The sequence below is a fragment of the Erwinia sp. LJJL01 genome (assembly GCF_047300805.2).
Taxonomy (GTDB): Bacteria; Pseudomonadota; Gammaproteobacteria; order Enterobacterales; family Enterobacteriaceae; genus Erwinia; species Erwinia aphidicola.
Genome location: NZ_CP178576.1, coordinates 1,207,470 through 1,234,447 on the forward strand (window position 1 = coordinate 1,207,470; position 26,978 = coordinate 1,234,447).

Below are 26,978 nucleotides of genomic sequence, written 5' to 3' on the forward strand. Positions count from 1 at the left end.
CGCGCAATAAAAAAGCTACCACAGCCTGTAGTTTAGTTTTACTCGTCGAGAAATACGTGATGACATTTCACAGATTAATCAGCGAGAAGCTAGCGGACAATTTTCACCACAGGAGTTAACCACCATGGGGTTCAGGCAGCGGGCGGCAGTGATTTTTAAAGGGATAGCGGGTGCCATCAGGAAAGAGCCGTCACTGACCGCCCTGACCATTTTCTGCCTGCTGAATATCTGGCTGGTCGGGGTGCAGCTGCCGGGCAAAGGCATCATCCTGCTGCTGAGCCTGGCGGTGCTGCTGCTGTTTCTGTTCTGGCGCGATGACTGGCGCTGGCTGGACCGGTTCCGACGCGGCTGGATCTGCTTCTCCCTGCACTCCCTTGAGGAGAATGCGCACACGCTGGCAACCTGGGCACTGCTGACATTCTTCCTCTCGGTATTGATCGTAAATGCAGGATGGATATCGACGGGGCGCCATCTACTGCTCGGCTTTGCCGCACTGGGGATGCTGTCCGCCCTGCTGCTGCTGTTTGCCTTAATGCGCAACGAGAACCAGACGTTAAAAAAAGCGGGATATATTCTGGGTGCCGCCGTGCCGGTGATTTACGCTATTACCAGCAGCTACGCGGCCAGCGATTTTTATATGATGAGCGGCATTAAGCTGGATGACTCCCCGGTGCTGAATCTGTGGGTCAAGGTGCTCTACTTTTCAGTGTGGTTCTCGCTGCTTATTTACCCCGCCGCCAGTATCACCTTTCTGGTGGTGATGAAAGGCAGCAGGCCGAGAATGATGCTGACCCTCACCACCTCCTTTTTTATTATCGTGCTGTCGATGCAGGGGCTGGTGCAGTGGTTCGGCAAGATCATGGTGGAAACGATGGATTATGCGATTAATCGCGAATGGCAGAGCAGCTATTACTGCGCCGATGAAGCGCGGCGCAGCGACCACGAGCGCTATTTCGCTATGGACGATGAGAACTGGGCGCTCTACTACTCCGGCCGTGACGGCAGCTGGGGCTTTGAGCGCCTGCACTGCACGACAGGCAGCGATGGGCAGCCCGATGCACTGCGCCGCCCCATGGAAGGCCCGCACCCCGTGCCGCAGTGGTTTAAAGATGTGCGCTGAGGGCTGACTGTATCCGTCACGTTGTAGGGGCCGATCCTTTTTTCCGATCGGCCCTATATTACCGCCCTGCATGAACCCTGTAGGGGCCGATCTTCTTTTCCGATTGGCCCTATATTACCGCCCTGCATGAACCCTGTAGGGGCCGATCCTCTTTTTCGATCGGCCCTATATTACCGCCCTGCATAAATCCTGTAGGGGCCGATCCTTTTTTCCGATCGCCCTATATTACCGCCCGGCATGAATCCTGTAGGGGCCGATCCTCTTTTTCGATCGGCACTATATTACCGCCTGCATGAATCCTGTAGGGGCCGATCCTCTTTTTCGATCGGCCCTATATTACCGCCCTGCATGAACCCTGTAGGGGCCGATCCTCTTTTCCGATCGGCCCTATATTACCGCCCTGCATGAATCCTGTAGGGGCCGATCCTTTTTTCCGATCGGCCCTGTATTACCGCCCTGCATGAATCCTGTAGGGGCCGATCCTTTTTTCCGATCGGCCCTCACTGTTAAAGAGATTAATTTTTCACATTCATTTTCAGGGAGGGCTATTTCACGGTTTTCATTTATTTTTTCGAGCCGCTTTGCATTTTCCAACACGGCTTTTATTTTTCGCTGTTTTCCTTTATCCCGCTGGATATAATTACAGGGTATCAAGTCGCGGCGTAAATGTGTTCGAGCACAATTACGCCGCTAGCCACAACAACTATAAGAGGTAGTTATTATGGATGAGCAGGATTGTAATGCAGAAATCATTGAACCAGAAGCCGCAGCGCCGGAATTACACCATTGCCGCGTGGGTTATGTGAGAAACCCTCCAAAATACTGGGATGTGCCCTTACTGCGCATCAGCGGTCAGTGGCTGGCTGATGCGGGCTTCCCACGGGGCACACCGGTGGAGATGCGCGTCGTGAACGGCTGCATAATGATCACCGTACGCGAGCAGTATGAATCACGCCTGCAAAAGGGGATCCGCATCGTGCGCAGGCTCCCGGAATCCAAGCAGCGCCGGGTAGAGAAGTACGTGGCGCGGCTGGCGGGTAGAAAGATTAAAGAGTAGTAGCAGTCAGCGATCCCGGCCTGATGGCCGGGATTTGGCAACTAATATACTGATTCATTACCCCTGCTCTTGGCGTTCACCTTGCTGCGTGCGGCAGCTTTCACCTCTTCAGCCAGTGCTTCCATCGTCCACAGGCAGTCTGCTCCCTGCGGCCCGACATCCAGCAGCGCCAGACGAGTTTGCTCATAATGTTGCGGGTCAAGCAGACCATCGCCAGACTTATTTAATGGAGGAACGCAGCTGGTACCCGTTCCCTGCTGAAAGGGATAGGTATGCTGATTTTTATCCAATATCGCGAGCACCGCTAGCGTATCTTCCGCGTTTGGCAGCAGCGCGTCGTACAGCGCCTTACCAAGCTGAATGGCATGCGGCCTGTCCATCACAGGAGCCAGTTGCGCAGCCAGAGCAATCCAGTCTGCTCTACCTGCGGAGATATTGGCGAGCGTTGTATTCCAGTCGGCGTCAGGAATTTTCTGGGAAAATTCAGCTGGCCAAAAATATTTGATATCGCGCTGAATATCATCTGGAGTGACCGCGGCAGCTGAGAATGCGGGGATGGCGATTAGCGTTAGCCACCATTTCACTGGGATAATCATTTAATCCACCATCCTGAACGGACCTGCCTGGCCCACCGTCCTGATAAGTTGCGCCAGACATGGTTTCGACTTAGCCGTGTTGAGTTTATTAAGAGCCTGCACCGATTTCACAAAGTATTCGTTCTGTTGCGGAACCGTTTCAACATAAAGCGGCATTGAACACACAGACCGAACGCTGACAGGCGGCACGCTGTCATTAAGCACTTCCATTACTCCACCAACATTTTTTGGGATAGCCTGTGCAAGCGCGGTAGCAAGATCCTCAGCGAACCCGGCATCGGTAGCGGCGGCAATCAGTGGGATTATCTTTAACCATTCGGCATTCCCGCTGGATATCCCTGCAATAATATATTCCCAATCACTTTTCACCGCGGCGTGCGCATTCTCTCTGGCTAATGCCTGAAGGTAAGTCTTCGCGCCAGTATGCTGGATATGATCTACAACACTTGTCGGCGTTAGCGCAGCGAATGCCGCAATGGAATTGAACGAAATAGCGCTTAGTGTAAAGAGCATAAACTTATTCATCTCACATCCTGTGTTGATGGCGGGCCAATACATGCCCTGCATTAATGACCCGTTCGTTTTTATCACTCATCCTGAAATTTTGCGAGCCGTCCCGCATTTCTGGTTTACATCGCCGCCATTTTGCTATGTGATCACGTTACTCGTTTAGCCCACTTATCGGGCGCTAACCGGAGCGGGATCCATAACCTATGCGCTTCTATCAGGCCGACCCGACGCTGGCGAACTACTGGCGCGGAGTGATCCTGTTTGGCAAAAACGTTGCCTCCTATAAGTTCGCCCTCGCCCATGCGCTGTATGACCTGCAGCAGCATCAGGACGACCTGATCCCGCTGGAAACCTTAGCCGCACCGTTTGCCCGCCACCTCTGCACGCACCTGCGCGATGCGCCAAAACAGATCACCTCGCGGCAAAGTCAGTTTCTGAATGCCTGCATGCAGTTCAACAACGAGGAGATCGGCGAAGCGCAGCTGATTGAGCAGACGATACGCCGTGGCTTTGCCAACGTGATTGACGCTTTCCATAACGTGAACAGCGCCGAGATCGATAAACGCTTCTTTATCGACGAGCGCAAAACCGCCAAAGGGATTCGCCTGACCGATAACTTCTACCAGCTGACGCAGACCGCGCAGTTTAACAACCTGGTGCAGGAGACGGATGCCCGCTGGCGACTGGTGGAACAGGCGTGGGCGATGGGCGTATCGCGCAACCTGATCGCGCTGGAATACGATCAACAGGAGCAGCTGCTGTTCAGCCGCCAGCAGCAGCGACGCATCAACATCACCAGCTGCCGCGACAGCCTGAACGGCTACCAGAAGGGGCGCTGCTTCTACTGCTATCGCGACATTAGCCTGCAGGCGGGCGATGACAACCTCGCCGACGTCGACCACTTTATTCCCTGGTCGCTGCACGCCACGCACGCTAACCTCAACGGCGTCTGGAACCTGGTGCTGGCCTGCCAGTCATGCAATCGCGGCCACGAAGGCAAGTTTGCGCGCATCCCGTCGTTGCAGCTGCTGGAGCGGCTACATCACCGTAATGAATACTTTATTAACAGCCACCTGCCGCTGCGGGAAACGCTGATCCAGCAAACCGGCAGCAGCAGCCAGCAGCGCCACAACTTCCTGCAACAGCGCTGGCAGAGCGCGCTCAATGCGCTGCTGCACACCTGGCAGCCCGCCGCACAAGGGGACAGTATTTTCTGATGAACAGTGACTATTACCAGCTGCACGCACAGCGCTTTTTCAGCGAGACGGTGGATGTCGATATGTCCGAAATGTATCGCCCGTTCGTCGCCCACCTCAAGCCGGGCGCGCGGATACTCGACGCCGGCTGTGGCTCCGGGCGCGATGCCAAAGCGTTTAGCGAGATGGGCTATGCCGTGGAAGCGTTCGATGCCTCCGTCGAACTGGTCGAGCTGGCGCGCCAGCATACGGGATTACCGGTTAAGCAGATGCGCTTCGAGGACGTCACTGAAGTGGAGCGCTACGACGGTATCTGGTGCTGTGCTTCCTTGCTGCACGTGCCGCTGGCGGAACTGCCGGGGGTGATGACGCAGCTGTCAGAGGCGCTGAAGCCGGGCGGGGTTTGGTATCTGTCGTTTAAGTACGGCTGCGGGGAGAGGGAGAAGGATGGAAGGAGGTTTACGGATATGGATGAGTCTGGGTTGGGAGAAATGATCGTTGGGTTATCAGGGATTGAGGTTGTGGAGTGCTGGCTAACTGGGGACAAACGCGCGGAACGGCAGAACGAGAGATGGTTTAATGCTCTAATTGCAAACAAACCCTCTCACTAACCCTACTCGAAATAATCCATATCCAGTTTTGGTACGCGCAGCAGACGGGAAGAGCCCCCCACTTCACTCTAGCGAAGCGGCTCATGCAATCACAGACTATATCGTCCGGTTTTACAGCCTGTTAAAGCCGCATGAATATAATGGTGAGTTATCTCCAAACGAATCGGAAACCGATACCTTGAAAAACTTTAAAGCGGTGGGCAGTCTTATAGTGGACCACTTCGCATCGCATCATAATTTTTTTGCACCTGGAAGGGAGTTAAAGCTGGGATTAGATGTGCTGGTAGAATGGCCTGCCCAAGCAATAGGTTAGAAATCCCTTCGCCATCAAGTGTTTAAATGACCTTCACAACTCAGTTTGCCATCTCCGCTTGACCCACTACCCCCTCATAAAGTGCTAATATTCTTTTCTTTCCATCCTAAAAAACAATAATATTATCTTTTCATCATCTCCTATCAACTGCCATGCCTACCACAATATATGTGCTATTATTATTTCCACAAAAACCATAAAAAGATAAAATATTAGCATCATGGCAAAAAAAACAGCACCTCTACTTCCTGTCACTGCCCGGCTGCTTACCGATTTTGGTGAGAGGCTAAAGCTGGCCCGCCTGCGCCGTAAACTAACGGCCAAACAGGTTGCGGAACGGGCAGGTATGACGCCAATGACGCTGCGTTCGCTTGAAGCAGGGGGGGCCGGTGTCACAATAGGTGCCTACTTGTCCGTCATGCAGGTGTTGGGGCTGGAAAATGATGTGAATAAGTTAGCCGCTGAGGATGAACGGGGTCGCCAGCTCCAGGATTCCCGCCTGTTAAAAAATGATGGCGTTGCGGCAGCTAAACCCAGGATGCCCCGCAAGCCCATTGCGGATAAAACTTCACTCAGCGATGCCGCTACCGCTGTCACCGATAAAGGATCTGACGGTCCGATAGGGCACCCGGTAAAAAACCATCGCGCCTCGTCCCTCCAACGGAAAGAGGCGGGTACCACATCAGCGGATCTGGCTGCACTGCTTAAACCGCCGAATAAACCGATAAAATGAAATGGTTTATAACTCCCTCAGCGTGAACAAAAATACATGGCGGAAGCATTCAGGCTTGCGGTGAATTAACCACTTACCAAGGCGTGATGGACGTCTCATTTTATCTATCCCGACTGGACAATGCGATCGCCTGCATGCTAGTTATTAACCGCACGGAAGAGTGAGTTTATATTGGAATATATAAACGCCTCTTTCCAGGATAAATAATTCAAGAGTAATGGTTTGCCCCCCCGAACCATTATCATCAGGGTACGTGAAGAGTAAGCCCTCAGAGATTCGTTTCTCTGAGGGCTTTTTTTGTTTTTCTATTCAGGAGGAAATCAATGTCTAAACAACGTCGTCTGTCGAGAATTTTTGCAAAAGATGGCAAATCGGTCACGCTGGCGCTCGATGGTTATCACTTTTCAACTAAAACAGCGGGTATTGATAATACACTCAGTCAGCTTCCGGATTTAGTCGCGCAGGGTCTGGACTGCGCGCTGGTCACTTACGGCATGCTGAAAAATTTCGGTGAGGCATTAAGCCACGTTCCGGTGGTATTACGCGTCGATAGCACGGTAAGTATTTTTGATAATAGCGTGCCCGATACGGTTGCGGTGTTCTCCATTGAAGATGCGCTGAAAGTCGCGGCTGAGGGCGTGGTGTGCATGACCTTCCCCGGCGCCTTCAACGAGGAGAAAACCCACCTTATGGCAATGCAGCTGGCGCAGGCGGCCGACCGCTGGAATATGCCGCTGATTGTTGAATCCCTCCCTTACGGCTATGCCGTGACCAGCGACGACTCGAACAACCCGACGATCATTGCGGCGGCGGCCAGAGCCGCGGTGGAGCTGGGCGCAGACGTGATCAAAACCCGCTTTAGCGGTACTGACGACGACCGGCTGATCGTCGAGGCAGCAGGCGTACCGGTGCTGGCGCTCGGCGGGCCTAAAACCGGTATCGACGGCTACTTTCAATTCGTACAGCACTGCATGCAGGCTGGCGCAAAAGGGGTGGCGGTGGGCCGCAATATCACGCAGGACCCACAGCCAGCAAAAGTGGTAGCAGGTCTGAATGCCATCATCCATCACAATGCCACGGCGGAAGATGCTTACAGCCTCTACATGGCTCATTAACATCGGAAATCACTATGCAGTTAAATAACACCATTATTCCCTCAGTCAGAAAGTATAAGCACCTGGATAAGGCGCTCGCCTGCCCGTCGGAGTATCTGCTGTTGTCGGAGGCCAATATCGGCAACCTGCAGTCGCTGATTGGCAAATGTCATCAGGGCGGTAAAAAAGTGCTGGTCCATCTTGAACTGCTCGGCGGATTTAAACCGGACCAGGCAGGGATCGCCCTGCTAAAAAATTATTACCGGGTTGATGGTGTTATCTCATCCAATCTTTCCGCGCTGCGCTATGCCAAAAAAGAGGGGCTGCTGACCATCTTTCGCGTGTTGCTTATTGATTCGCGCTCGCTCGACCACTCCATCGATATCGTTAAGCACAACCCGCTGGATGCGATTGAAATTCTACCGGCTGAATACGCCTGTCAGTGCCTGGAATTAATTAGCCGTAATTTAAACGGCTGTGAGGTGGTATTTATCGCCGGGGGCTTCGTAAAGCGCAAAACCCTTGTAGAGAAAATATTCCATGCCGGATTTAAAGGGATCACCACCAGCGAACCTGGCTTATGGTAACCAATCAGGAGTCCACGCTAATGAATGATGAATTCGTCATGGGCATTGATAATGGCGGCACCTTCACCAAGGCCGCCATTTACGACCGCCGCGGTAAGGTTATCGCCAGCGCCGCACAGTCCACCCGCATGCTGACCCCGCAAGAGCATCATACCGAACGCGATATGGATGAACTCTGGGCCGCCAATCTTGCCGTTATCCGGCAAGCGCTTGAGCAGTCCGGCATTGCCGCCAGCCAGATCAAAGGCATTGCCGTGACCGGCCACGGCAACGGGCTGTATCTGGTCGATAAAAGCGGTCATCCGCTGCGTAACGGCATTATCTCTACCGACAGCCGGGCAAAAGAGTATGTGGAGAGATGGCAAAACTCGCCGGAGTTTATCTCCCATATTCTGCCCAAAACCATGCAGTCGGTCTGGGCCGGGCAGCCCGTCGCCCTGCTGGCCTGGCTGCAGGACCACGAGCCGGAAACGCTGCAAAACACCCACGCGATTTTTATGGTGAAGGACCTGGTCCGCTTCTGGCTGACCGGGGAAGCCTGCGTGGAGCTGACCGATATCTCCGGCACCAGCCTGATTAACGTGCGCGAGCGCCGCTATGACGACGAACTGCTGGCGTGGTGGGGCCTTGCCGGGCTGCGCGACAGATTACCGCCGATTAAGCTCTCCACCGACTGCTGCGGCACCCTCAGCGCGGAGATCGCCCGCCAGACCGGGCTGCAGGCGGGAACGCCGGTTGCCGGGGGCGTGTTCGATATCTCTGCCTCTGCTATCGCCTGCGGCATCAACAGCATGGATAAGCTGGCGATCGTCACCGGCACCTGGAGCATCAACGAGTACGTCACCGATCGACCGGTGATCGACAAAGATCTGTTTATGACCTCCATCTACCCGATCGACGGTAAATGGCTGATCACCGAGGCCAGCCCCACCTCGGCCAGTAATCTGGAGTGGTTCATCAATAACTTTATGGAGGGCGAGCGGGAAAAAGCGGCCTCGGAGGGTTCATCCGTTTACGACCTGTGCAGCGCGCTGGTCTCCTCCACTACGCCGCAAGAAAGCCACCTGCTGTTCTTTCCCTTTGTGTTTGGCTCTAACACCATCCCGGATGCCTCCGCCGGCTTTATCGGCGTCAGCAGCTTCCATAAAAAAGCCCATTTCCTGCGGGCGATCTACGAGGGCGTGGCCTTCAGCCACCTCTATCACACCGAGCGTTTACGCCACATCAACCCGCAGTTAAGCCGCACGATTCGCATTGCGGGCGGGGTTACCAACTCCCCTGCCTGGCTGCAGCTGTTCGCCGATATCTTCCAGGCGCGGCTGGAAATCGTCGATGTCAAAGAGCACGGCACGCTGGGCACGGCGATGACGGCAGCGGTGATGATCGGCTGGTTTGACGACGTCTTTAGCGCCTCTCAGGCGATGGTCCACGTCTCGCGCACCGTGCTGCCCAACCCGGACAATCAGCAGGTCTATCAGGACAAATATCAGCTGTATAAAAATCTGCTGTCAGAGATGCAGTCCCCGTGGCGGCGCTGCAGCCACTTCATCACCGATTAATGAGGCAAGCATGGATCTGAACTTAAAAAACCGTAGCGCCATCGTCACCGGGGGTGCCAGCGGGCTGGGGAAAGAGCTGGTGCTGTCGCTGGCAAATGAAGGGGTCAACATCTGCTTCAGCTATTTAACGCATGAAGAAAGCGCGCAGCAGCTGGTTGCCAGCGTGAAAAATGCCACCGGCGTTAACATTATCGCGGTGAAAACCGATCTGGCGGATGAGCAAAGCCGGGAGGCGCTGTTCGCAACCTGCGTTGCAAGGCTGGGTAGCGCGGACATCCTGATCAATAACGCGGCGATCTGGCTGAGCGGCTACGTCACTGAATTATCCCAGCAGGACTGGGACCGGGTGATGAACATCAATCTGAAAGCGGTATTTCACCTCAGCCAGCTGTTTGTTAATCACTGCCTGCAGCGGGACCAGGCGGGCAGCATTCTGAACATTACCTCCCAGGCGGCCTTTCACGGCTCTACCACCGGGCATGCGCACTACGCGGCCAGTAAAGCGGGCCTGGTGGCGTTCGCCATTTCGCTGGCGCGCGAGGTCGCCAGGCAGAAAATCAACGTCAATAACCTCGCCGTCGGGATGATGGATACCGCGATGGTTCGTCACCAGCTCGAACGGGATCCTGACTATTACCTCAAGCGCATTCCGCTGGGCCGGGTGGCCCAACCGGAAGAGATCGCCGATATCGGCGTGTTTATGGTCTCCCCTAAAACCCGCTATATGACCGGAGCCACGGTCGATGTCACTGGCGGGATGTTGATGCGTTAACCCATGGAGAACAGTTATGAAATGTCTGGCGATTGCCGATCTTTTTATCAACAAAGCGATGATGGAATCCGGCCTTAAGGCGCTCAGGGATGAAGGCATCGAGGTTGAAGTGCGCGAGTGGACGCATCCCTCCGTCGAGAAATTACAGCAGGATAATCTGCGGGTTGAGCAGCAGGGTGCCGAAGCCGTGGCGTTACCCGCAGAGCTGCTGCTGGCAGCGGAGGACGCCGACATCCTGATCGTCCAGTTCGCCCCGGTGAATACCGCCGTCCTCAACCAGCTGCCACAGCTGAAGATTATCGGCGTGCTGCGCGGCGGCGTGGAAAACGTCAATCAGGACGCTGCGCAGGCGCGCGGCATTGAGGTGATAAATACGCAGGGGCGCAATGCGCGCAGCGTGGCGGAGTTCACCGTGGGCACGATCCTCGCGGAGATGCGCAATATTGCCCGTTCGCACGCTGCGCTGCGCGCTAAAATCTGGCGCGGGGAGAGCCCTAACCAGCGGGCGATCCCGGAGATTGGCGGCAAGGTGGTCGGCCTTATCGGGCTGGGCAATATCGCCCGGCGGGTCGCCGGTTATCTTAGCGCGTTTGATACGGAGATTATCTTTTACGATAAGTACGTTAGTGGACACGATCGCTATGAAAAAGTCGATTCGCTGGATGAGCTGGTCAAACGCGCCGATGTTATCTCGCTGCATGCCCGGCTGACGCCGGAAACCGCGCAGATGATTAACGCGCATCATTTCTCCCTGATGAAAAGCAGCGCGATTATCGTCAATACCGCCCGCTCCGGGTTAATCAATGAGAGCGACTTAATTGCGGCCTTACAAGCCGGGAAAATTATGGGTGCCGCGCTGGATACCTTTGATGACGAACCGCTGCCGGATAACAGCCCTTTTTACACGCTGAGTAACGTGACGATTACGCCACATATTGCCGGTAGCACTATGGATGCCTTCAGCAACTCGCCCAAACTCTTTTCTGAGGCGCTGCTGGCCTGGCTTAAGAAAAAATAATCCTCACGCTGTATTCAATCCACATAGCCAACCGGGCGCGGAATATTCCGTGCCCGTATCTTCCGCACGCTGAAGGAATGATTATGGATATTATCAACAGCATTATCAGTCTGGGGGCATCCGTCATGATGCCCGTAATATTCTTTATTATTGCGCTTTGCTTTGGGGTCACCCTCGGCACGGCATTTAAAGCCGGGATGCTGGTTGGAATCGGGTTTGAAGGGGTCGGACTGGTGATTGGCCTGCTGCTGACCCATCTCGGCCCCGCTTCGCAGGCGATGGTTGAACGCATTGGCCTGCACCTGACGGTGGTCGATACCGGCTGGCCCACGGCCTCAACCATTGGCTGGGGCTCGCCGCTGATGCTGCCGGTGGTGGTCGGTTTTATTAGCATCAACCTGGCGATGCTGCTGCTGAAAATCACCAAAACGGTGAATATCGATATCTTCAACTACTGGATATTCCTGCTTGTGGGTTCAGTGGTGTATGCCGGAACCGGTAATTACTGGCTTGCTGTCGGGATTACCTTCGGCATATTTATTTTGACGCTGCTGGCGGCAGATTTCACCGCGCCCTACCTGCAGAAAAATTATCACCTCAAGGGGATCTCATTCCCCCACCTTACCTGTATATGCTACGTGCCCTTTGCCATGGTCTGTAATTACCTTATCGATAAAACCCCGCTGATCAGAAAAATAAACTTCGACCCGGAAACGATTAACAAAAAGTTTGGCGTTTTTGGTGAGCCGCTGACGTTAGGCTTTGTGCTGGGGTTACTGCTGGCGCTGCTGGCCGGATATGGTGCGTCGGCGGCGGTTGCGCTGGCGATTAAGGTCGCGGCGGCCATGCTGCTTCTGCCAAAAATGATCGAGATCCTGGTGCAGGGATTAATGATCGTGCGTGATGCGGCGGAAGCAAAGCTGAAGGCGAAATTCCCCGGTCGGGATTTCTACATCGGTATGGATACGGCGTTACTGATTGGCGAACCTTCAGTGCTGGCAACCGGGCTGCTGCTTATCCCCATGACGGTGGTGCTGTCCGTCATTCTGCCGGGCAACCGCGTGCTGCCGTTCGTTGACCTGGCGTCACTGATGTTCCTGCTGGCGATGGTCACGCCCTTCTGTAAACGCAATATGTTCCGCATGTTTATTACCGGCACGCTGATCGTCACCTGCATTTTGTACGTCGGCAGTGACATTTCCCCGGAGTACACGCAGGCGGCGCGAAACGCCAATATCCCGATCCCGGAGGGGATGTCTGAGGTAACCAATATGGTCGGGGGCGCAACCACTCCCGTCGGGTGGCTGGCAGTGAAGTTCGCGGAGCTGTTTGGCACGGCGCATTAGCGGCGAAGGATTGTGGTGGGCGGAGTGAGCGGGACTGAGTTGATACGGTTGGAGGGGCAACCGTATCAACCCGGTGCCATTGATTAGTCGTACAGCCACTTCCCTGCCTTAGCCGATTCAATCAGCATCCCAAGAGTGAAGTCGGGTACAGGAGTGACTGGAAATTTCTTGAAGGGATTCCACGAAAAAGGCTCATCAGGATAGTAAGTTTCAATCATGTAACTCCCCTGTTGAACCTGGAATTCTCTAAAGAACTCGTCCATTAAATCTTCGGCTTCACCAACATCTAAGCGCATATCCGTGTCTAAATCAGTTGCGGGTGTGAGCAGCCGTTGCTTCTTTTCGTTGTTAAATAAATAAACACCGTTGTAGCGCCTTGCCAGTGCGATAACCCGCTGCTCAATATCACCGTCCATGCTTTATCGTTCCTCCCTTTTCGTGAGGGAATGGCAGTTTCGCCCCCTCAATGAATCCAAAATCATAGCGATCAAATTATCAGCGTTCTGGAGTTTAAAAGCGATCTCATGCCTTGGATATCGCTCCTTCCCCTCTCTTGCTTTCTCGCGAATCCTGCGCAAAATCAGCTACAATCGCCCCTCTTTCTCAACAGTGGCCACCGTAAATCCCATGACCCTCAATACCTTCTGTTACCTGCTTCTGGCCTTAGCGGCGGTCGCCAGTGCGCTGCTGCCGCACCCGCTGGTGATGTGGTTGCTGCTCGCCAGCGTGCTGACGTTTGTCATCTACGGCGGGGATAAAATGGCGGCGCGCAAAAGCTGGCGCAGAGTGCCGGAGTCGACGTTGCTGGTGCTGGGACTGGCGGGGGGATGGCCGGGTGCGGTGCTTGGTCAGCAGCTGTTTCGCCATAAAACGCAGAAGCAGCCGTTTAAGCGTTACTTCTTTATTACTGTTCTGCTGAACATCGGGATGATGGTCGCGCTTTACTGGTTTTATCCGAACGTCATCAGCCTGGTGATGTGATTGAGGAAAGCTGAATGTCAGGCACAAAAAAACCACCTCGCGGTGGCTTAAATGTTCATAACTGATTTATGGTGCGAAGGCCGGACTCGCACATAATGAATAATTCTTTGATTTTAAATAAAAAACTGGCATCAGATAATATACCAACGTCGATACCAACACATTAAATCGTTGGTTTTGGGACTCGAATCGGGGCAAAGACACGATTTGATCCAGTATGAATCTAACGTGCTGCTAGCATCCCCGGGTAGTGCTTCGCAATAATGTCATTCATCCTCTCTGTCAGTTCCAGACGCTTAAACGTCAGATGCGCGGTACCTTCTGAAAGTAACGAATGCTGAAGAACTCATCCTCGTAAACGTTCTTAGGCTTTGTTGAATAAATCGAACTTTTGCTGAATGGAAGGATCAGATCACGCATCCTCCCGACAACACAGACCGGTCCGTGGCAAAGCAAAAGTTCAAAATCACCAACTGGCCCACCTACAACAAAGCCCTCATCAACCGTGGCTCCCTCACTTTCTGGCTGAATGATGAGGTCATTAAGGCTTGGTATGAATCAACTATACCTTCATCACGAGGAAGACCTCAGCGTTATTCTGACCTTGCCATCACCACTGTCCTGGTCCTCAAACGCGTATTCCGGCTGGCCCTGCGGGCTGCACAGGGTTTTATTGATTCCATTTTCTCCCTGATGAAAATTCGTTGCGCTGCCCGGATTACACCAGCGTCAATAAGCGGGCAAAGTCGGTTAATGTCAGTTTTAAAACACCCACCCGGGGTGAGATCGCACACCTGGTGATTGATTCCACCGGGCTGAAGGTCTTTGGTGAAGGGGGATGGAAAGTCAATAAGCACGGCAAAGAATGCCGTCGAATCTGGCGGAAGTTGCATCTGGCCGTTGACAGCAACACACATGAAATCATCTGTGCAGATCTGTCGCTGAAGAATGTCACAGACTCAGAAGCCTTCCCGGGTCTTATCCGACAAACACACAGAAAAATCAGGGCAGCAGCGGCAGACGGCGCTTGCGACACCCGGCTGTGCCATGATGAACTGCGGCGCAAGAAAATCAATGCGCTCATCCCGCCCCGAAAAGGAGCGGGTTACTGGCCTGTGGAGTACGCAGACCGTCACCGTGCTGTTGCGAATCAGCGGCTGAGCGGGAGTAATGCGCGGTTGAAATGGACAACAGAATATAACCGTCGCTCGATAGAGGAAACGGCGATGTACTGGATAAAACAGTTGTTTAGTGGTTCACTGACGCTGCGTGACTACGATGGTCAGGTTGCGGAGTCCATGGCCATGGTGCGGGCGCTGAACAAAATGACGAAGGCAGGTATGCCGGAAAGCATTCGTATTGCCTGAATATGCGATCAGCTACAGGGACGCTCGCCCGGTATCTGATTTATTCAACAAAGCCCATTGATGCATGAAATCTTTAAGATAAACTGTTTTTGAGCCGATATAGAAAAAGGAGGCTCTCCATTTTTCTGTCGCTTACTGACATAACCTGTCAGTAAGTAAGATTACCATCAGGGAAAAGCTATCAAGGGAAGACTTATGAGCGGGCATGAAGTCATGGTACAGAGAATAACCGTCATTATCTCAGAACTTTATCAATACGGTTTTGTGTCTCGCCAAAAGTTGATGGACGAATTCAAAATTAGCGAACGCACCTTATATCGGGATCTTAACCGCTTAGGCGATCGTATAATCCATAATGGCGATGGTATTTACAGGCTGGCACCTGCTTATGCCAAACCTCAATCACTAAAAGAACTGCAAAATCTCGTCCGTATTTTAGGTATGGAAGCGTTATTTCCCACAAAAAAACTCTTTTCCCAGCCTGATTTAACGTCGTTAAGTATCCGTGCTTTACCGAGCGATCCTGAGGCTCAACGAGTACTTGAGAATAACTTTAGTCTGTTTGATAAAGCGATTCGCGAAAACAACATTTGCGAATTTCACTATAAAGACAAACTCCGTACCGTTGCCCCTTATAAGCTCATTAACATAAAAGGTGTCTGGTATCTCGGTGCTGTGGATAGAGGAAATGTGAAGGGTTATCAGCTCAGTAAAATTCGCTGGCTGAATCTTACTCCCGTACATTTCACGCCAGAGCGGCACATAACCCAGTACTTTGCTGAAGAAGATGATGTCTGGTTTTCTCTGAATAAGCAGACGGTACACGTCAAAATCGCAGCCGAGGTTAGCTACTACTTTCAGCGGCGCAACTTATTACCTGCGCAGAAATTAATACGACAAGAATCAAACGGTGATTTGATTGTGCAAACCGAAATGGCGCACGAAAACCAGCTCTTCCCTCTATTACGATACTGGTTACCCAATCTCATTATTATTTCCCCTATTAGCCTGCAACATCGTTTTCAGCAGAAGCTCAATCAACAGATGGCTGAAATGGAAACAAAATACGGCATGGCTATTTTTGACGACATGCAACAGGAGTAAATCATGCTACGCGGTTCAGAAAGAAAAGAAGCATTAGCCAGTCTCACCAGAGCAACTAACCAATATGAAGCACAGGCAAAAGATACTCAGGAGGAGATCACTGCGCTCTTTTTGCTGCGCCAAAAGTGCAGTAAAAATTTGATTACTCGTGGTGAAAGCTTTGTAAACCGACTGGCGAATAAACCCAAAGAATTTGATAAATCCTGGAGCGAACTGAAAGCGGAAATTGCTGAATTCGATAACATCGTCGAAAAACTGGAAGAAGAATACCGAACATCACACGTTGGAAAAGGGACCGCTGCCGCAGGGGTTGCAGTCGGAGCGGGAGTCGCAGCATTTGCCCCCACGGCAGCCTTAGCCATTGCAACGACTTTTGGTACGGCCTCAACGGGTACCGCAATTGCAACTTTAAGCGGCGCTGCGGCAACGAATGCTGCACTGGCATGGCTTGGTGGTGGTGCACTGGCAGCTGGCGGCGGAGGCATGTCCGCTGGAGGCGCATTGCTGGCGTTAGCGGGTCCAGTCGGTTGGGGAATTGGTGCCGTAGGTATTGCGGGAGGAACCTTACTGGCTCGTCGTAAGAATGGAAAAATCATTGACGAAGCTCAGCGCGAAGATCGCCAGGTTCGCGTCAAAACCAGCGAATTGAGAGTGATGGAACGCGGAGCTCAGGAACTAAAGGTGTTAACGTCAGAGCATTATCATGGCACTGAAAGCATCGTCGATGCACTGGAAAAGACCGCACCGCGAGACTATAGCCAGTTCAATACGCATCAGAAAGATCAGCTAGGGGCGTTGATTAACCATATCAATGCGTTGTCAAAACTGATCAACAAGAAAATCCAGTAATGAATAGTTTAAATAGTCATGATGCGGTTGGTGACCAAGTTATCGGCAGTGCAGTTGGTGCCCTCAATCAGGCCCGCATCAAGGATGAATTGTTTAAGTTGGCGCAGCAGGATAGCGCCTTTACTTTTGCGGGCGAACAGATGCAGAAGGTGCGTGATTTTATTGCGTCACCGAATAACATTCTGGGTTCGATGAGTACCAAGCACGGTGAGATTGCTGAACAACTTGAGGTGGGCGTGCGCAATGCATGCCAGGCGATCGATGAGGGATTGGTTGATGAGTCGGCTTTAGGTGCAACATTTAACGAGGTGGGCCGCACCGCCCCTGCGGACTACAAGATTGATGGTATTGAAGTACAGTCAAAATTTATAAACGGCATTAATAACAATTTAACGCATGTCCTGAAGCACATGGAAACCTATCCCGACTTCACAAAGGGTGAGCCGTTTTACCATATCCCGAAAGATACCTGGCAGACCATCCAGGACGTCATTGACGGGAAGCCGGTAGAGGGATTGAGCGAAAAAACATTACAGGCTATTAAGGATAAAGTTGCCGATATTGAAAGCGCGACGGGGCGACCATTTGCCGATGTCGTGCGCCCAGGTGTTTCCGATTACAAAGACGTTCAATGGGGGAAAATCGAAGAAACACTTGATAAGCATGATCAGGAATTAGGTAAGCAGAACGAGACTAAAAAAGCTGAAATTATCGAGGATCACCAGCCTTCGCTGAACGAAGCCATGCGGGCGACAGCGATGGGAGTAGCTTTCGGGGGGGCTTTTGCTCTCGGAACGGGGATATACCGCAAGTATCGTGACGGTAAAAATATATTTTGTGGTGAGTTCGATGCACAAGACTGGCAGGACGTGGGGCTAGATACACTAAAAGGTGCAGCCATTGGAGGTGTATCCGCTGGAGCGATTTATACCCTTACCAACTATGCCTCGATGGGAGCACCATTCGCCAGCGCACTTGTCACCGCCGCCAAGGGGGTTGGAAGCCTTGCCTTATCTTACCATCAGGGTGAAATAGATCTTGATGAGTTTACCGAGCTCGGGCTCATTGTTTGTGCCGAGTCCGCGATTGTTGGTACAATGGCCATTGCAGGCCAGGCGTTAATCCCTGTTCCTGTGCTGGGAGCTGTGATTGGCTCTATCTCCGGAAAGTTCATGGTCACCGTAGCCAAAAATCTGGACAGCAAAGCCCGCCAGGCTCTGCAAGCCAGAATGGACCATTTTACTCTTCGGTTGAATGACATTGAGCAGCAGGCACTCAAGCGCATCTTGTCCGAATTCACGGCATTAGGTGAACTGACAGCAGCAGCTTTCAATGTTGAAAATAACCGTAAATTACTCGAGGCGAGCATTACACTTGCTCAGGCCTATGGAGTAGAGAAAAACAAAATCATTAAAAATGCGGATGATTTGGACGCATTTATGATGGCGTGATGCCGGGATGAAACCGGTTAAAACAAGGATAAAAATAATAATGCTACAGATAATTGGTGTATTAATTCTTCTGGTTATAGGGTTTGTTATTCTTAAAGCGTTATTTCGGGCATCGCTCAATATTCTGGGTGTGGTATTAGGTCTAGGGGTGCTGATTGTAGCAGGACCACCGCTATTAGCAGGTTATATTGTGGAGCGCATAACCTCTGCGCTTCGCCTACGCTGGTTGTTGGGTGTTCCACTGGTCATTTCTGGCATGATCATTAGTTTTATGTGGGGGCTTGATGGCAAACATATCGCCTATGAAGCTCATACCTTTGACTCCATGAAGTTCATTTTAACTGCCGCTTTTGCTGGAGGCCTGCTAGCGCTGCCCGTGCAAACCAAAGCAATTCTGAGAAATGGGCTTACATCAGCCGACATTGTCAGGAAAATTAATGAGTATTATTGCTGTTTTTATACTTCTTATTTTTTGATGGCCTGTTCTGCTGCCACTCCATTTATCGCATGGCAATACAATATCTCATCTTCGCTAATGTGGTGGGCTGGTTTGCTTTACTGGATAGCAGCCTTGCTGACGCAGTTCTATGCGGCAAATCAGATTCAGGAACTCAAGAAATTAGCGATTGCTATCAACGAAGGATTGAAGGAAAAAAAAGCAATCAATAGCCGAGGATGGCTGACAGAGCTAAAAAAAGGAAGTAACCTCTCAGCAGAATTAATCGAAAGTATTTATTTGAAGCTGGTATCGCAATATATTTTGCAGGGCGATACGCGTGAACAAGAATTGGCGGGCGAAAACTGGTTATTGAATGATGCCTGGTATGAAACAAAAATGGCTGAATTCAATGAACGATTAAATAGCAAGCTAACTCATTCTTCCGATGAGCTGAAAATCCTTTTCGCCAATCGACTAAATTTACCTTCCGCTGCAAACGATGATCTCCTGAATCGTTATCTCGATTGTGGGAGTTATTATTCATTTTCAGACGGACGCAAATTTGTCTCATTCCACTATATAGATGAACTTTGTACCTGCACGTCATGCGGTTTGAGTGACATTAAAAGTGTGAATGGTACTGAGCATGTAAACCATGAATGGTATTGCTCTGATGTCTGCCGGGAAACTGAAAAACTGTGTCTAGAAATCCATGAGAGACCACAGGCTGAGTTTATTTCCAGCGCAGCGACGAATGGCCTGATACTCATGACGTTGCCAGAAGTCTGGAATACCAATGAAAAAATGTTTGCTACGGGTGGACAGGGGCATGGTTTCGCAGCTGAAAGAGGAAACCATCTGGTCGACAAAGTACGTCTGAAAGACGCACATATACTCGGTGACGACAATGCAAAAAATGGAGCAGATAGGCTAGTTAATGGTACTGAGATCCAAACAAAGTATTGTGCGACTGCAGCGCGCAGCGTAGGGGCGGGTTTTGATGGGCAAAATGGTCAGTATCGTTACTATGACAGTAACGGCGCACCGATGCAGCTTGAAGTGCCTAAAGATCAGTATGCAAAAGCACTTGAAACTATGCAGAACAAAATTCGCGATGGCAAAGTGCCAGGGGTTAATGATCCTACTGAAGCGACAAAACTGGTACGCCAAGGTCATCTTACTTATACCCAGGCCCAAAATATTACTAAGTTTGGCACATTCGAATCCATTACTTACGATCTTGCAGAAGGGTCTATTGTCAGCCTTGCTGCAGGCGGGCTCAGCTTTGGGCTGACGGCTTCTATTTTCTATCTCAATACCGGTGATCGTAAGGCCGCGCTACAAATAGCTGCGATTCAGGCAGGGAAAACCTTTGCCCGTACGCTGACAGTTTATGTGACGGTTCAGCAGTTACACCGCATTGGCGCCGTTCAGGGGTTTCTTAAAAATATTGATTTCGCGGCAGCCAGCCCAACTGTAAGGAATGCGCTTCAACAAGGTGTTGGGGCTACTAACTTGAATTCGCTAAATAAAATAATGCGCGGCACACTCGTTACATCTTTCGCGCTGGTAGCCGTTACCACAGGCCCGGATATGATCAAGATGATACGTGGTCATATTTCTGGAGCTCAGTTTATAAAAAATCTGGCTGTAACCTCTTCCGGCGTGGCAGGAGGAGCTATCGGTTCCATTGCTGGCGGAGTAATGCTTAGCCCATTAGGTCCGTTTGGCGCTTTAGCTGGGCGCGCAGCAGGCGGCTTACTAGGTGGGATGATTGCTACAGCTATTTCCAAAAAAATTGCTGGTGCTCTGGTTGAAGACGATCGGGTTAAGGTGCTGACGCTCATTCAGGAGCAAGTAACATGGCTTGCGACAAGCTTCATTCTTACAGAGCATGAGCTGGAAAATCTTAATGCGAATCTGGCAGCAGTGCTCGACCCAAAAACGCTGGAGATCATCTTCGCTGCTAAAGAGCAAGGCCGTGCAACAGCCAATATGTTGATCAAGCCGCTGGTAGTCAGTGTGGTTAAGCAAAGGCCGATTCTAACCTATGGCCATGCGCAAATTAGCGAGATAGTTGATCAACTGGAGACTGCAGCGCCGATTTCTGCTGCTGCATGACCGAAATAATATAGGGACAAATTTTTAAGACAATATAGCGGCTGGGCCAGTGTGTAGTGGCTCCAGCCACTACACACTGGCCCCCTTCTTTGATAATCCGTTGATATACGAGGGTGATTATCGTATGTGTGGGAATCACCTAGAGTAGATCACTGCTGATCAAACCTTGCTGGATAAGGATCTTCTTTATCCTTGTCCTTACAAGGCTGTCGTAGCCATCGTTGCCAATCCTGAGTGTCCTCCTGGAGATCAATTGCACTATCGAAATCCTGGGGTTCACAACTGTCAAGCTTCTCTTCAACACTATGTTTATGGCGAATAAATGATGCCAACTGATCCTGGTCAAATGAACCTTCAAGGAAAGGATAATTTATTATCATCTCGGCTTCTCCTTGGACCTTGAGCATGGTATTGATACGGCCAAAGAGGCGGTCAACTCGCCCATTCCGCTGTTCATTATCACCAGGCGTCCAGGCAATGCCGTAATGGTGCACCTGATGACATTGAAGATGGAGGTTCACACCTTCCTGCAATACTGAAGTCGCTACCAAGACATTCGGGAAGAAGGGCGAGTTAAATCCGCGAATCAAGCGTTCACGGTTGTGGGATCGCCCGCTAGCGTACCAGCCAGGGCTGTTAAGGCTGGTAAACTCGCGCCAGCTGTACTGATTACTATCCAGCTTCTGACCAACAATTTTCACGCATAGTGTTTCGAAAGTTTCGATGGCAGCCACAAAGTAACGCTGCATCAGCGATCTCTTCAGTTTGGGGGTCACCCACTCAACAAAATGCTCATAGCGCTGCTGAACTTCGTTCTTTTGAGGTTTACGCCTGAACTCAGTAAACCAGCAATAGAGCTCAATCATCACCGGGCTGGCAAACAGGTAACCAGTGCGCAGATAGTTGGCAAAGTTTTCAATGATTGCCATGCCGTTAGGCTGGTCGAGCCACTTTATCAGTTGCTCTTTTGCCGGTTGCGGGAGCTCATTGAACATCAGTCCCCAGGCGGTAGGCAATGCCTTGGTATATTCAATCCCCGCCGCTAATAGGGTTTGCGACCACCGGGCATCGCGCGCGGCATCACCATAGCTCTCGCGCTGACGTTCACCAGACTCTTTTCGGTAATGATAACGATAGGTACCAGTTGTGCCGTCCAGTGCGGGTTCCAGAAACAGAGAGAAAAGACTTTCCGGGCGGCGGAAACGCAAACTGACGTTGGCACAGTCAGTGCTGCGCAGGCCGGTTTTCTTCGTTACAAACAACTCCGCTATTTTACTGGAAAGCTTCAGCTCATTATCTGCTTCGGGTTCATCTGCCGCGCTATCTTCCTGCATATGCTCTTCCAGATCCGGCTCCCCGCTGGATTTTCCCGATAAAAGATCAACGAAGATTTCCCGCGACCAACCCGATTCTCGCCATTTTTCCCGTGCATCAGCGGGTAGATGCCAGACATCCATCAACCGCTTAGCCATCATTTCGTCATAACGAGCGTTGATGCGCTGGGTAATTTCGCGCACCGACGGAATGCGGCGCACAAAGACCAGATGCTTTCTGCTGTGTAGCGGCTGCAACTGCTCGAATGGATCGCTGGTAACGCAGGCATCCACCAGCGCATCGTATTTCGGGTGATCTGGAAAGCGGTGATAGATATCGTTAAACTGCCGGGTAAGCCTGTTGAGCAGAGAAGAATCCGGGGCTTGGTTGAAGTCGTTATGGATTTGTTCTTCTTCATCGCCACCATTGTCCCGCTCACTGGCTGTGCTACCCGTTGATTCAAACCCTTCAAGATAGCCATAGAGCATACGTCTGCCGCCACCCGACTTTTTCTCTTTATCCAGCTGGACAACCAGTTGTTTCTGATAAAGAGCAAAGAACAGCTCTGCATCCAGCCGGTCAGTAAAGTTGGAAACGCTGGCGCGCTCATGACGATATTCATATTTGCTGTGACTGCCCTCCCTGCCCTGCATTTTGCGCAGGCGGCGGATGGCAAAATCATTCATCAGAGCGCTGACATCATCCACTGCGTACCGCTTTGGCAAGTCACTGAAGTAGCTAAAAATGTCGTAAATATTTCGCGGTGATGAGTGATTGGGGGTTCCCGTCAACAGTAGTACATTGCTACCCAGCCGATCCTGCGCATCACCAAAGAAGGCCTGAGCGGCAGCAGCGCGCTGTGAGCCGCTTCGGTTACGAAAGTAGTGCGCCTCATCAATGATAATTAAGTCAAAGCCTCCTTTTCCCAGAGCTTGCTTAATCTGCTGACGATACGACGCGCCATAGGCTTCTGCAGCGTTCAGAGCATCTTCTTTTTCAGACTGGGGCACCAGGCCGCTTAATGAGTGGATGGTAGTGAGGTAGAAATGGTGTGCCTTTTTCTCCACTGCTGCCGCCAGATCTGCCAGCCTGCCTTGAATTTGCGGAGCATATTTTTCCTTCCCTTCTGCTGAGGTAAACGCATTATTCGCTGCCCGGTAGTGCTTCTGGGTGAAGGTGCCGAATTCCTTTTCCCAGTTGTCGCAGAGCGTCCTGTTAGGTGCCATCACCAGAATGCGCGCATCGGGTTTTGCCTCCCATAACAGCAGCATTATACCTATCGCCTGATAGGTCTTGCCCATGCCGACTTCATCGGCGAGAAGCGCCAGTCGTTGTTTACTCAGCAAATTCCACAATCCAGCCACACCCTCAGCCTGCTTCGCCGCCATGCTGGACGCACCGGATTGATACTGCCAGTGCATATCAGTCGCATCGAAATTCATCACGGCTGAAACCTCAACCGGGGTAATGATCTGTTTTAACTTATTCGCCATAACTACAGTCTTCCCTGATGGCAGCGAGATAACGCAGGCTAGCGGCATCGCTAGTTAGAGGTGGAATGGCAACCTGTAGAGACTCCCACAAGTGCGCTGCGACAAATATGGCTTCAGCCCCCTGTTTGCGTCGGATGCTTTTAACACGCTTTATTGCCAGAGCAGCCAGACTGTTAACTTCCTGCGCCAGGAACCAGTTAAATACCGGATGGGTTGGTTGCTTCGCCCGCTCTCTGGCTATTTCTGCCAGTTCCTGCAGACAGCCAGGTTCGCTGAACAGACGACGATAAAGCAGGGTGCCATCTTCCACCTCTACCAGCCAGTTGCGACGTTGTTGGATGGCCTGAAACAGGCGGAAATAGCTGGTGACTTCTAACCTAACGATTTCTGTCTCTACCTCACTTTGCACTTCGTCTTGCGCCCCAACGCCCCGCAGCATAAGGCGATCGCTCAAACCGGGATCTGCAGAACTCAGATAACTGTTAAGCAGATCATCGAGCGATGTAAAGCTCAGCGCGCGCCGGTGTTCAGTACCAGTTTCGACGATCATACCCTGCCAGTCTATTTTTCCTGCTCTACGCAGGGTATAAAAAGGGTTATCCAACACGGCATCGCTCTTCAATACTGCCAATTGCTGTGGGGACTTCAGAACTTTACCATTAGCTTTCCATACCAGTTCATTCGACCCATTGATACCCGGCAGTATCAAGTGGTAACCCGACTCTGGCTTGCCACTGAACCATTGCCCGACAATCTGATATTCGCAGCGGGTCCAGTCAAAAATAACGGTGAGATCGAAAGGAGGGAGTTCGCCCATCTCCAGCTCCTCTTCCTTCAACAGTGCTTCACTGGCGAAATCCTCCTCATTAACATCATCCCATTCTTTGCCGCAAATCGTGATGTTACGAGAGACCGGATGCACAATTCCCGCTTCTACATTCCAGTTTTTCTCCATGAGGCTGCTACAACCGGGAGAAGTGAAATTCCAGGAACCCACTGCCAGTTGCGTACTTTTGCTGCTTTTCGCCAGCCAGAGCTTGGCATGGGTCATCAACGCACGATCGTCTTTGGGAGCAGGCGAGTCGTGAAGGGTCAGCGCTTTACTTGTTATTAGCTCCTGAATACTTTCACTCCAGCGAGTGCGTATATAGCTTCCTTCGACCAAGTCAGGAACTAATTCTACGTGCAATTCCGGCCCTAACCTGCCAATAAAACCTGCCAGATCAGCAGCAAGATAAGGTGACCAGACGCTCAGCGTTTTCAACTCAACACCCTGTTTCAGGGTATCCAGCAGCGTGGCGCCAGCCAGACTGTGAATAAATGACCAGTCATGATCATCGCCAAGAAACTTACGGCGTATGGGGAAGAACGCTTCTTTATTCAAACTGTTGTCGATAGAGGTAAAAAACTGTTTTACCTGTTGGTACTGGGTATTACTGGCAACGCAACGAAAAACTACTGCTTCCTGATTTCGCCCCCATCCACTCAGCGTAAGGTTGGCACTGCCCGCACCCACAATAATCTTTCTGTTGTGATCTTCGAGATAAAACACTTTCGGGTGAAACAGTGCGCGATCCTTGTCCAGATAAGAGTCTTCGCCTTGAGCCAGCCTACGCACCGAAACCGGATACACCGCTATCGAGGTTCTTTTCGGCTTATCTTTCGCCATCATGTGCGGATCGCAATAAATGCGGAAATCAATGCCGCTCTCGTCCAGCGCTCGTTGCAGGCCTTCAAAGTCCATACGACTCGCAGGCACATCCATTCCCAGTACAGCAGGTAGCACCCAAGTCTCAACAAAAGAGATATCCAGATTAAAGGTGGTAAGCCAAACGCGCTTTAGATCGCCCATTTCAGCAATCTGCTTTTTAAAAGTTTCTAGCAGTTTCATGCCGCGCTTCCCCATAAGCCATTCAGCATGTGCCTGAACTGTGGCAAATAGTAACGGTTTACCCAGTCGCTATTCCGGCGTTCTTCACGAAGCGAATACGGTGGCACTTGCAACACAATCTCGTCGCCTTCCAGCATTAGCCACGGAAATTGCCCTCGAGCTTCCATTAGCTTTTGATGATAGGCCAGCAGACCCCGTACCTGTTCTTCCAGCAATGTCTCGCTGGCCAGCGTTAATAACTGCTGAAAACGTCTAGCGGGAGTTCCGGAAAGGGAGGAAAGTAGTGCACCATTTTGTTGAAGCTGAGCCGCCATTTGAGGCAGATGTAGTTCCGTGAGACCGCGCGACTGCCAGAATTGACGGAACTCTGCCAGTGTTTGACTACCCTGTCGGCGTAGACCAGAAAACATCAGATCGATCAACGACAAAAACGGCTCAGCCTGGCAGATATTCTGTAACGCCATGAGATCGTTCTCATTCATTTCAGGCACACTTTTAGCCTGTTGTACGGCTCGTTTGAAAACCTCTGCGACTGTGAGCTCCGGTTCGTCCGAACGTTCACGTTCCTGCTCAAGTACCAGATAAATCGCCCCAGCCGCGTGTTTATCCAAACCTGTTCTTTGCAGCCAGAATTCACGGGAGTAATCACCCACCATTTTGGGGTCGCGGAATGCCGTCACATAAGCCTTTTTAAGGCTGGCAGGAATGTCTTCGTAAACCGGGCTGAGATCGCGCTTATGTGATACCCGCATTAGTGACTGCAAGTGGGTCAGAGCCGCTTCACGTAATTTATTCAGCTCTGGCACATGCTGGATAAATGCCTCTGCAGCCTGCCACACAGGCTTATTACCCGGCAGATCGTAGCGGTAATCAGTAGTGAAAAACTGCATATTCATCATTGGCGATTTGTAGCGCCCATTGGTGCCAAGCGCAATCTGATTGGTCAGCAGCTCACTGCCCTTCTCATGACCAAAATGTAACGGAGGATTTTTGTCTGCGGCATTCCATTTTGGCCGGGCTTTATTGATACCCTGCACACCGGTGAGCGTGACGCCCCTTTTTTCAGCCGCCAGCATGGAGTAGATGTAGATATTTTCAAGATGGATAAGACAGGCTGCGCTGAACTCGCGCGCCTGCTTTTTATGATAGAGGCTTTTCATCGCGCCAGCAGTTTGCTGCTTGTCATCTGCCAGCAGCTGGCGAAGTACGCTGTGATGCATCAGATTCAGCGTGTATTGCCGCACATCATTTGCGATAGAAGTAATACGGCTATGAAAGATGTCCTGCCCCCAGGACGACCAGATGACTAATTGCCCAAGCGGATCAACATTCAGTTCACCTGTTAGCGAGTCATCGTATTCAGTCAGAAATTTTTCTATGTACATTTCGTTGCGTCAGTCCTTTATGCCCACAGGGCTAACAACACGCAATTTGTGTACTGCGAAAGCCCTTCCAT

General features: G+C 51.4%; 22 protein-coding genes and 2 pseudogenes. 17 read left to right on the forward strand and 7 right to left on the reverse strand.

Annotated features, from left to right (window positions below):
* Positions 1-124 precede the first annotated feature (124 nt).
* The gene (locus tag ACLI4M_RS06440; RefSeq protein WP_133622684.1) at positions 125-1,120 is read left to right on the forward strand and encodes a hypothetical protein; all 996 of its coding nucleotides are present in this window, start codon (positions 125-127) and stop codon (positions 1,118-1,120) included.
* Between the two features lie 721 nt (positions 1,121-1,841).
* The gene (locus tag ACLI4M_RS06445; protein WP_099754706.1) at positions 1,842-2,177 is read left to right on the forward strand and encodes a SymE family type I addiction module toxin; all 336 of its coding nucleotides are present in this window, start codon (positions 1,842-1,844) and stop codon (positions 2,175-2,177) included.
* A gap of 41 nt (positions 2,178-2,218) precedes the next feature.
* Here ACLI4M_RS06445 and ACLI4M_RS06450 read toward each other — a convergent pair whose 3' ends face one another.
* Both ACLI4M_RS06450 and ACLI4M_RS06455 read right to left on the reverse strand, forming a co-directional pair.
* Entirely contained in the window at positions 2,219-2,773 is a 555-nt protein-coding gene (locus tag ACLI4M_RS06450; protein ID WP_133622683.1) for a hypothetical protein, read from the reverse strand.
* Entirely contained in the window at positions 2,774-3,298 is a 525-nt protein-coding gene (locus tag ACLI4M_RS06455) for a hypothetical protein (protein ID WP_133622682.1), read from the reverse strand.
* 188 nt (positions 3,299-3,486) lie between these two features.
* Here ACLI4M_RS06455 and ACLI4M_RS06460 point away from each other — a divergent pair, with 188 nt between their 5' ends.
* The 9 genes from ACLI4M_RS06460 to ACLI4M_RS06500 all read left to right on the forward strand — a co-directional run bounded on the left by ACLI4M_RS06460 (position 3,487) and on the right by ACLI4M_RS06500 (position 12,512).
* The gene (locus ACLI4M_RS06460; protein ID WP_133622681.1) at positions 3,487-4,500 is read left to right on the forward strand and encodes an HNH endonuclease domain-containing protein; all 1,014 of its coding nucleotides are present in this window, start codon (positions 3,487-3,489) and stop codon (positions 4,498-4,500) included.
* On the forward strand, positions 4,500-5,090 hold the full coding sequence (locus ACLI4M_RS06465) for a class I SAM-dependent methyltransferase (protein WP_133622680.1): 591 nt from the start codon (positions 4,500-4,502) through the stop codon (positions 5,088-5,090). Before ACLI4M_RS06460 ends, ACLI4M_RS06465 begins: the two co-directional genes overlap by 1 nt.
* 533 nt (positions 5,091-5,623) lie before the next feature.
* The gene (locus ACLI4M_RS06470) at positions 5,624-6,136 is read left to right on the forward strand and encodes a helix-turn-helix domain-containing protein (protein ID WP_133622678.1); all 513 of its coding nucleotides are present in this window, start codon (positions 5,624-5,626) and stop codon (positions 6,134-6,136) included.
* A 323-nt stretch (positions 6,137-6,459) separates the two neighbouring features.
* Entirely contained in the window at positions 6,460-7,251 is a 792-nt protein-coding gene (locus tag ACLI4M_RS06475) for a class I fructose-bisphosphate aldolase (protein WP_133622677.1), read from the forward strand.
* A 14-nt stretch (positions 7,252-7,265) separates the two neighbouring features.
* On the forward strand, positions 7,266-7,817 hold the full coding sequence (locus tag ACLI4M_RS06480) for a glycerol-3-phosphate responsive antiterminator (RefSeq protein ID WP_048917473.1): 552 nt from the start codon (positions 7,266-7,268) through the stop codon (positions 7,815-7,817).
* 20 nt (positions 7,818-7,837) lie between these two features.
* Positions 7,838-9,376, forward strand: a complete 1,539-nt coding sequence (locus ACLI4M_RS06485) for an FGGY-family carbohydrate kinase (RefSeq protein WP_133622676.1) — start codon at positions 7,838-7,840, stop codon at positions 9,374-9,376.
* A gap of 10 nt (positions 9,377-9,386) precedes the next feature.
* The gene (locus ACLI4M_RS06490) at positions 9,387-10,148 is read left to right on the forward strand and encodes an SDR family NAD(P)-dependent oxidoreductase (RefSeq protein WP_048917471.1); all 762 of its coding nucleotides are present in this window, start codon (positions 9,387-9,389) and stop codon (positions 10,146-10,148) included.
* 16 nt (positions 10,149-10,164) lie between these two features.
* Positions 10,165-11,166: a 2-hydroxyacid dehydrogenase gene (locus ACLI4M_RS06495; RefSeq protein WP_133622675.1), complete on the forward strand. Its 1,002-nt coding sequence runs from the start codon at positions 10,165-10,167 to the stop codon at positions 11,164-11,166.
* An 83-nt stretch (positions 11,167-11,249) separates the two neighbouring features.
* Positions 11,250-12,512 carry a PTS galactitol transporter subunit IIC gene (locus tag ACLI4M_RS06500; protein WP_133622674.1) on the forward strand — a complete coding sequence of 421 codons (1,263 nt, stop codon included), beginning with the start codon at positions 11,250-11,252 and terminating at the stop codon, positions 12,510-12,512.
* 83 nt (positions 12,513-12,595) lie between these two features.
* Here the strand turns inward: ACLI4M_RS06500 and ACLI4M_RS06505 are convergent, their stop codons facing one another.
* Complete coding sequence (locus ACLI4M_RS06505; RefSeq protein ID WP_133622673.1) at positions 12,596-12,928, reverse strand: DUF1493 family protein; 333 nt, start codon at positions 12,926-12,928, stop codon at positions 12,596-12,598.
* 211 nt (positions 12,929-13,139) lie between these two features.
* Here ACLI4M_RS06505 and ACLI4M_RS06510 point away from each other — a divergent pair, with 211 nt between their 5' ends.
* On the forward strand, positions 13,140-13,493 hold the full coding sequence (locus tag ACLI4M_RS06510) for a DUF1294 domain-containing protein (RefSeq protein WP_133622672.1): 354 nt from the start codon (positions 13,140-13,142) through the stop codon (positions 13,491-13,493).
* A 223-nt stretch (positions 13,494-13,716) separates the two neighbouring features.
* Here ACLI4M_RS06510 and ACLI4M_RS06515 read toward each other — a convergent pair.
* Positions 13,717-13,859: pseudogene (locus ACLI4M_RS06515) on the reverse strand (DUF4942 domain-containing protein); the annotation flags it as partial.
* A gap of 78 nt (positions 13,860-13,937) precedes the next feature.
* Between ACLI4M_RS06515 and ACLI4M_RS06520 the strand changes: the two are divergent.
* From ACLI4M_RS06520 to ACLI4M_RS06540, 5 genes and pseudogenes are all read left to right on the forward strand, one after another.
* Positions 13,938-14,860: pseudogene (locus ACLI4M_RS06520) on the forward strand (IS5 family transposase).
* A 195-nt stretch (positions 14,861-15,055) separates the two neighbouring features.
* On the forward strand, positions 15,056-15,964 hold the full coding sequence (locus ACLI4M_RS06525) for a helix-turn-helix transcriptional regulator (protein ID WP_133622671.1): 909 nt from the start codon (positions 15,056-15,058) through the stop codon (positions 15,962-15,964).
* 3 nt (positions 15,965-15,967) lie between these two features.
* Positions 15,968-16,813, forward strand: a complete 846-nt coding sequence (locus tag ACLI4M_RS06530) for a hypothetical protein (RefSeq protein ID WP_133622670.1) — start codon at positions 15,968-15,970, stop codon at positions 16,811-16,813.
* Positions 16,813-18,264 carry a hypothetical protein gene (locus ACLI4M_RS06535; RefSeq protein ID WP_133622669.1) on the forward strand — a complete coding sequence of 484 codons (1,452 nt, stop codon included), beginning with the start codon at positions 16,813-16,815 and terminating at the stop codon, positions 18,262-18,264. The genes ACLI4M_RS06530 and ACLI4M_RS06535 overlap by 1 nt, the downstream gene beginning before the upstream one ends.
* Positions 18,265-18,304: 40 nt before the next feature.
* Positions 18,305-20,824, forward strand: a complete 2,520-nt coding sequence (locus ACLI4M_RS06540; protein ID WP_133625006.1) for a hypothetical protein — start codon at positions 18,305-18,307, stop codon at positions 20,822-20,824.
* Positions 20,825-20,973: 149 nt separating this feature from the next.
* On the opposite strand, the gene ACLI4M_RS06545 is transcribed toward ACLI4M_RS06540, so the two are convergent.
* From ACLI4M_RS06545 to ACLI4M_RS06555, 3 genes are read right to left on the reverse strand one after another with little or no spacing between them, the layout of a single operon-like run.
* The gene (locus tag ACLI4M_RS06545) at positions 20,974-23,631 is read right to left on the reverse strand and encodes a DEAD/DEAH box helicase (protein WP_133622668.1); all 2,658 of its coding nucleotides are present in this window, start codon (positions 23,629-23,631) and stop codon (positions 20,974-20,976) included.
* Complete coding sequence (locus tag ACLI4M_RS06550) at positions 23,621-25,522, reverse strand: hypothetical protein (protein WP_133622667.1); 1,902 nt, start codon at positions 25,520-25,522, stop codon at positions 23,621-23,623. The genes ACLI4M_RS06545 and ACLI4M_RS06550 overlap by 11 nt, the downstream gene beginning before the upstream one ends.
* On the reverse strand, positions 25,519-26,907 hold the full coding sequence (locus ACLI4M_RS06555) for a hypothetical protein (RefSeq protein WP_133622666.1): 1,389 nt from the start codon (positions 26,905-26,907) through the stop codon (positions 25,519-25,521). Before ACLI4M_RS06555 ends, ACLI4M_RS06550 begins: the two co-directional genes overlap by 4 nt.
* Between the last annotated feature and the right edge of the window lie 71 nt (positions 26,908-26,978).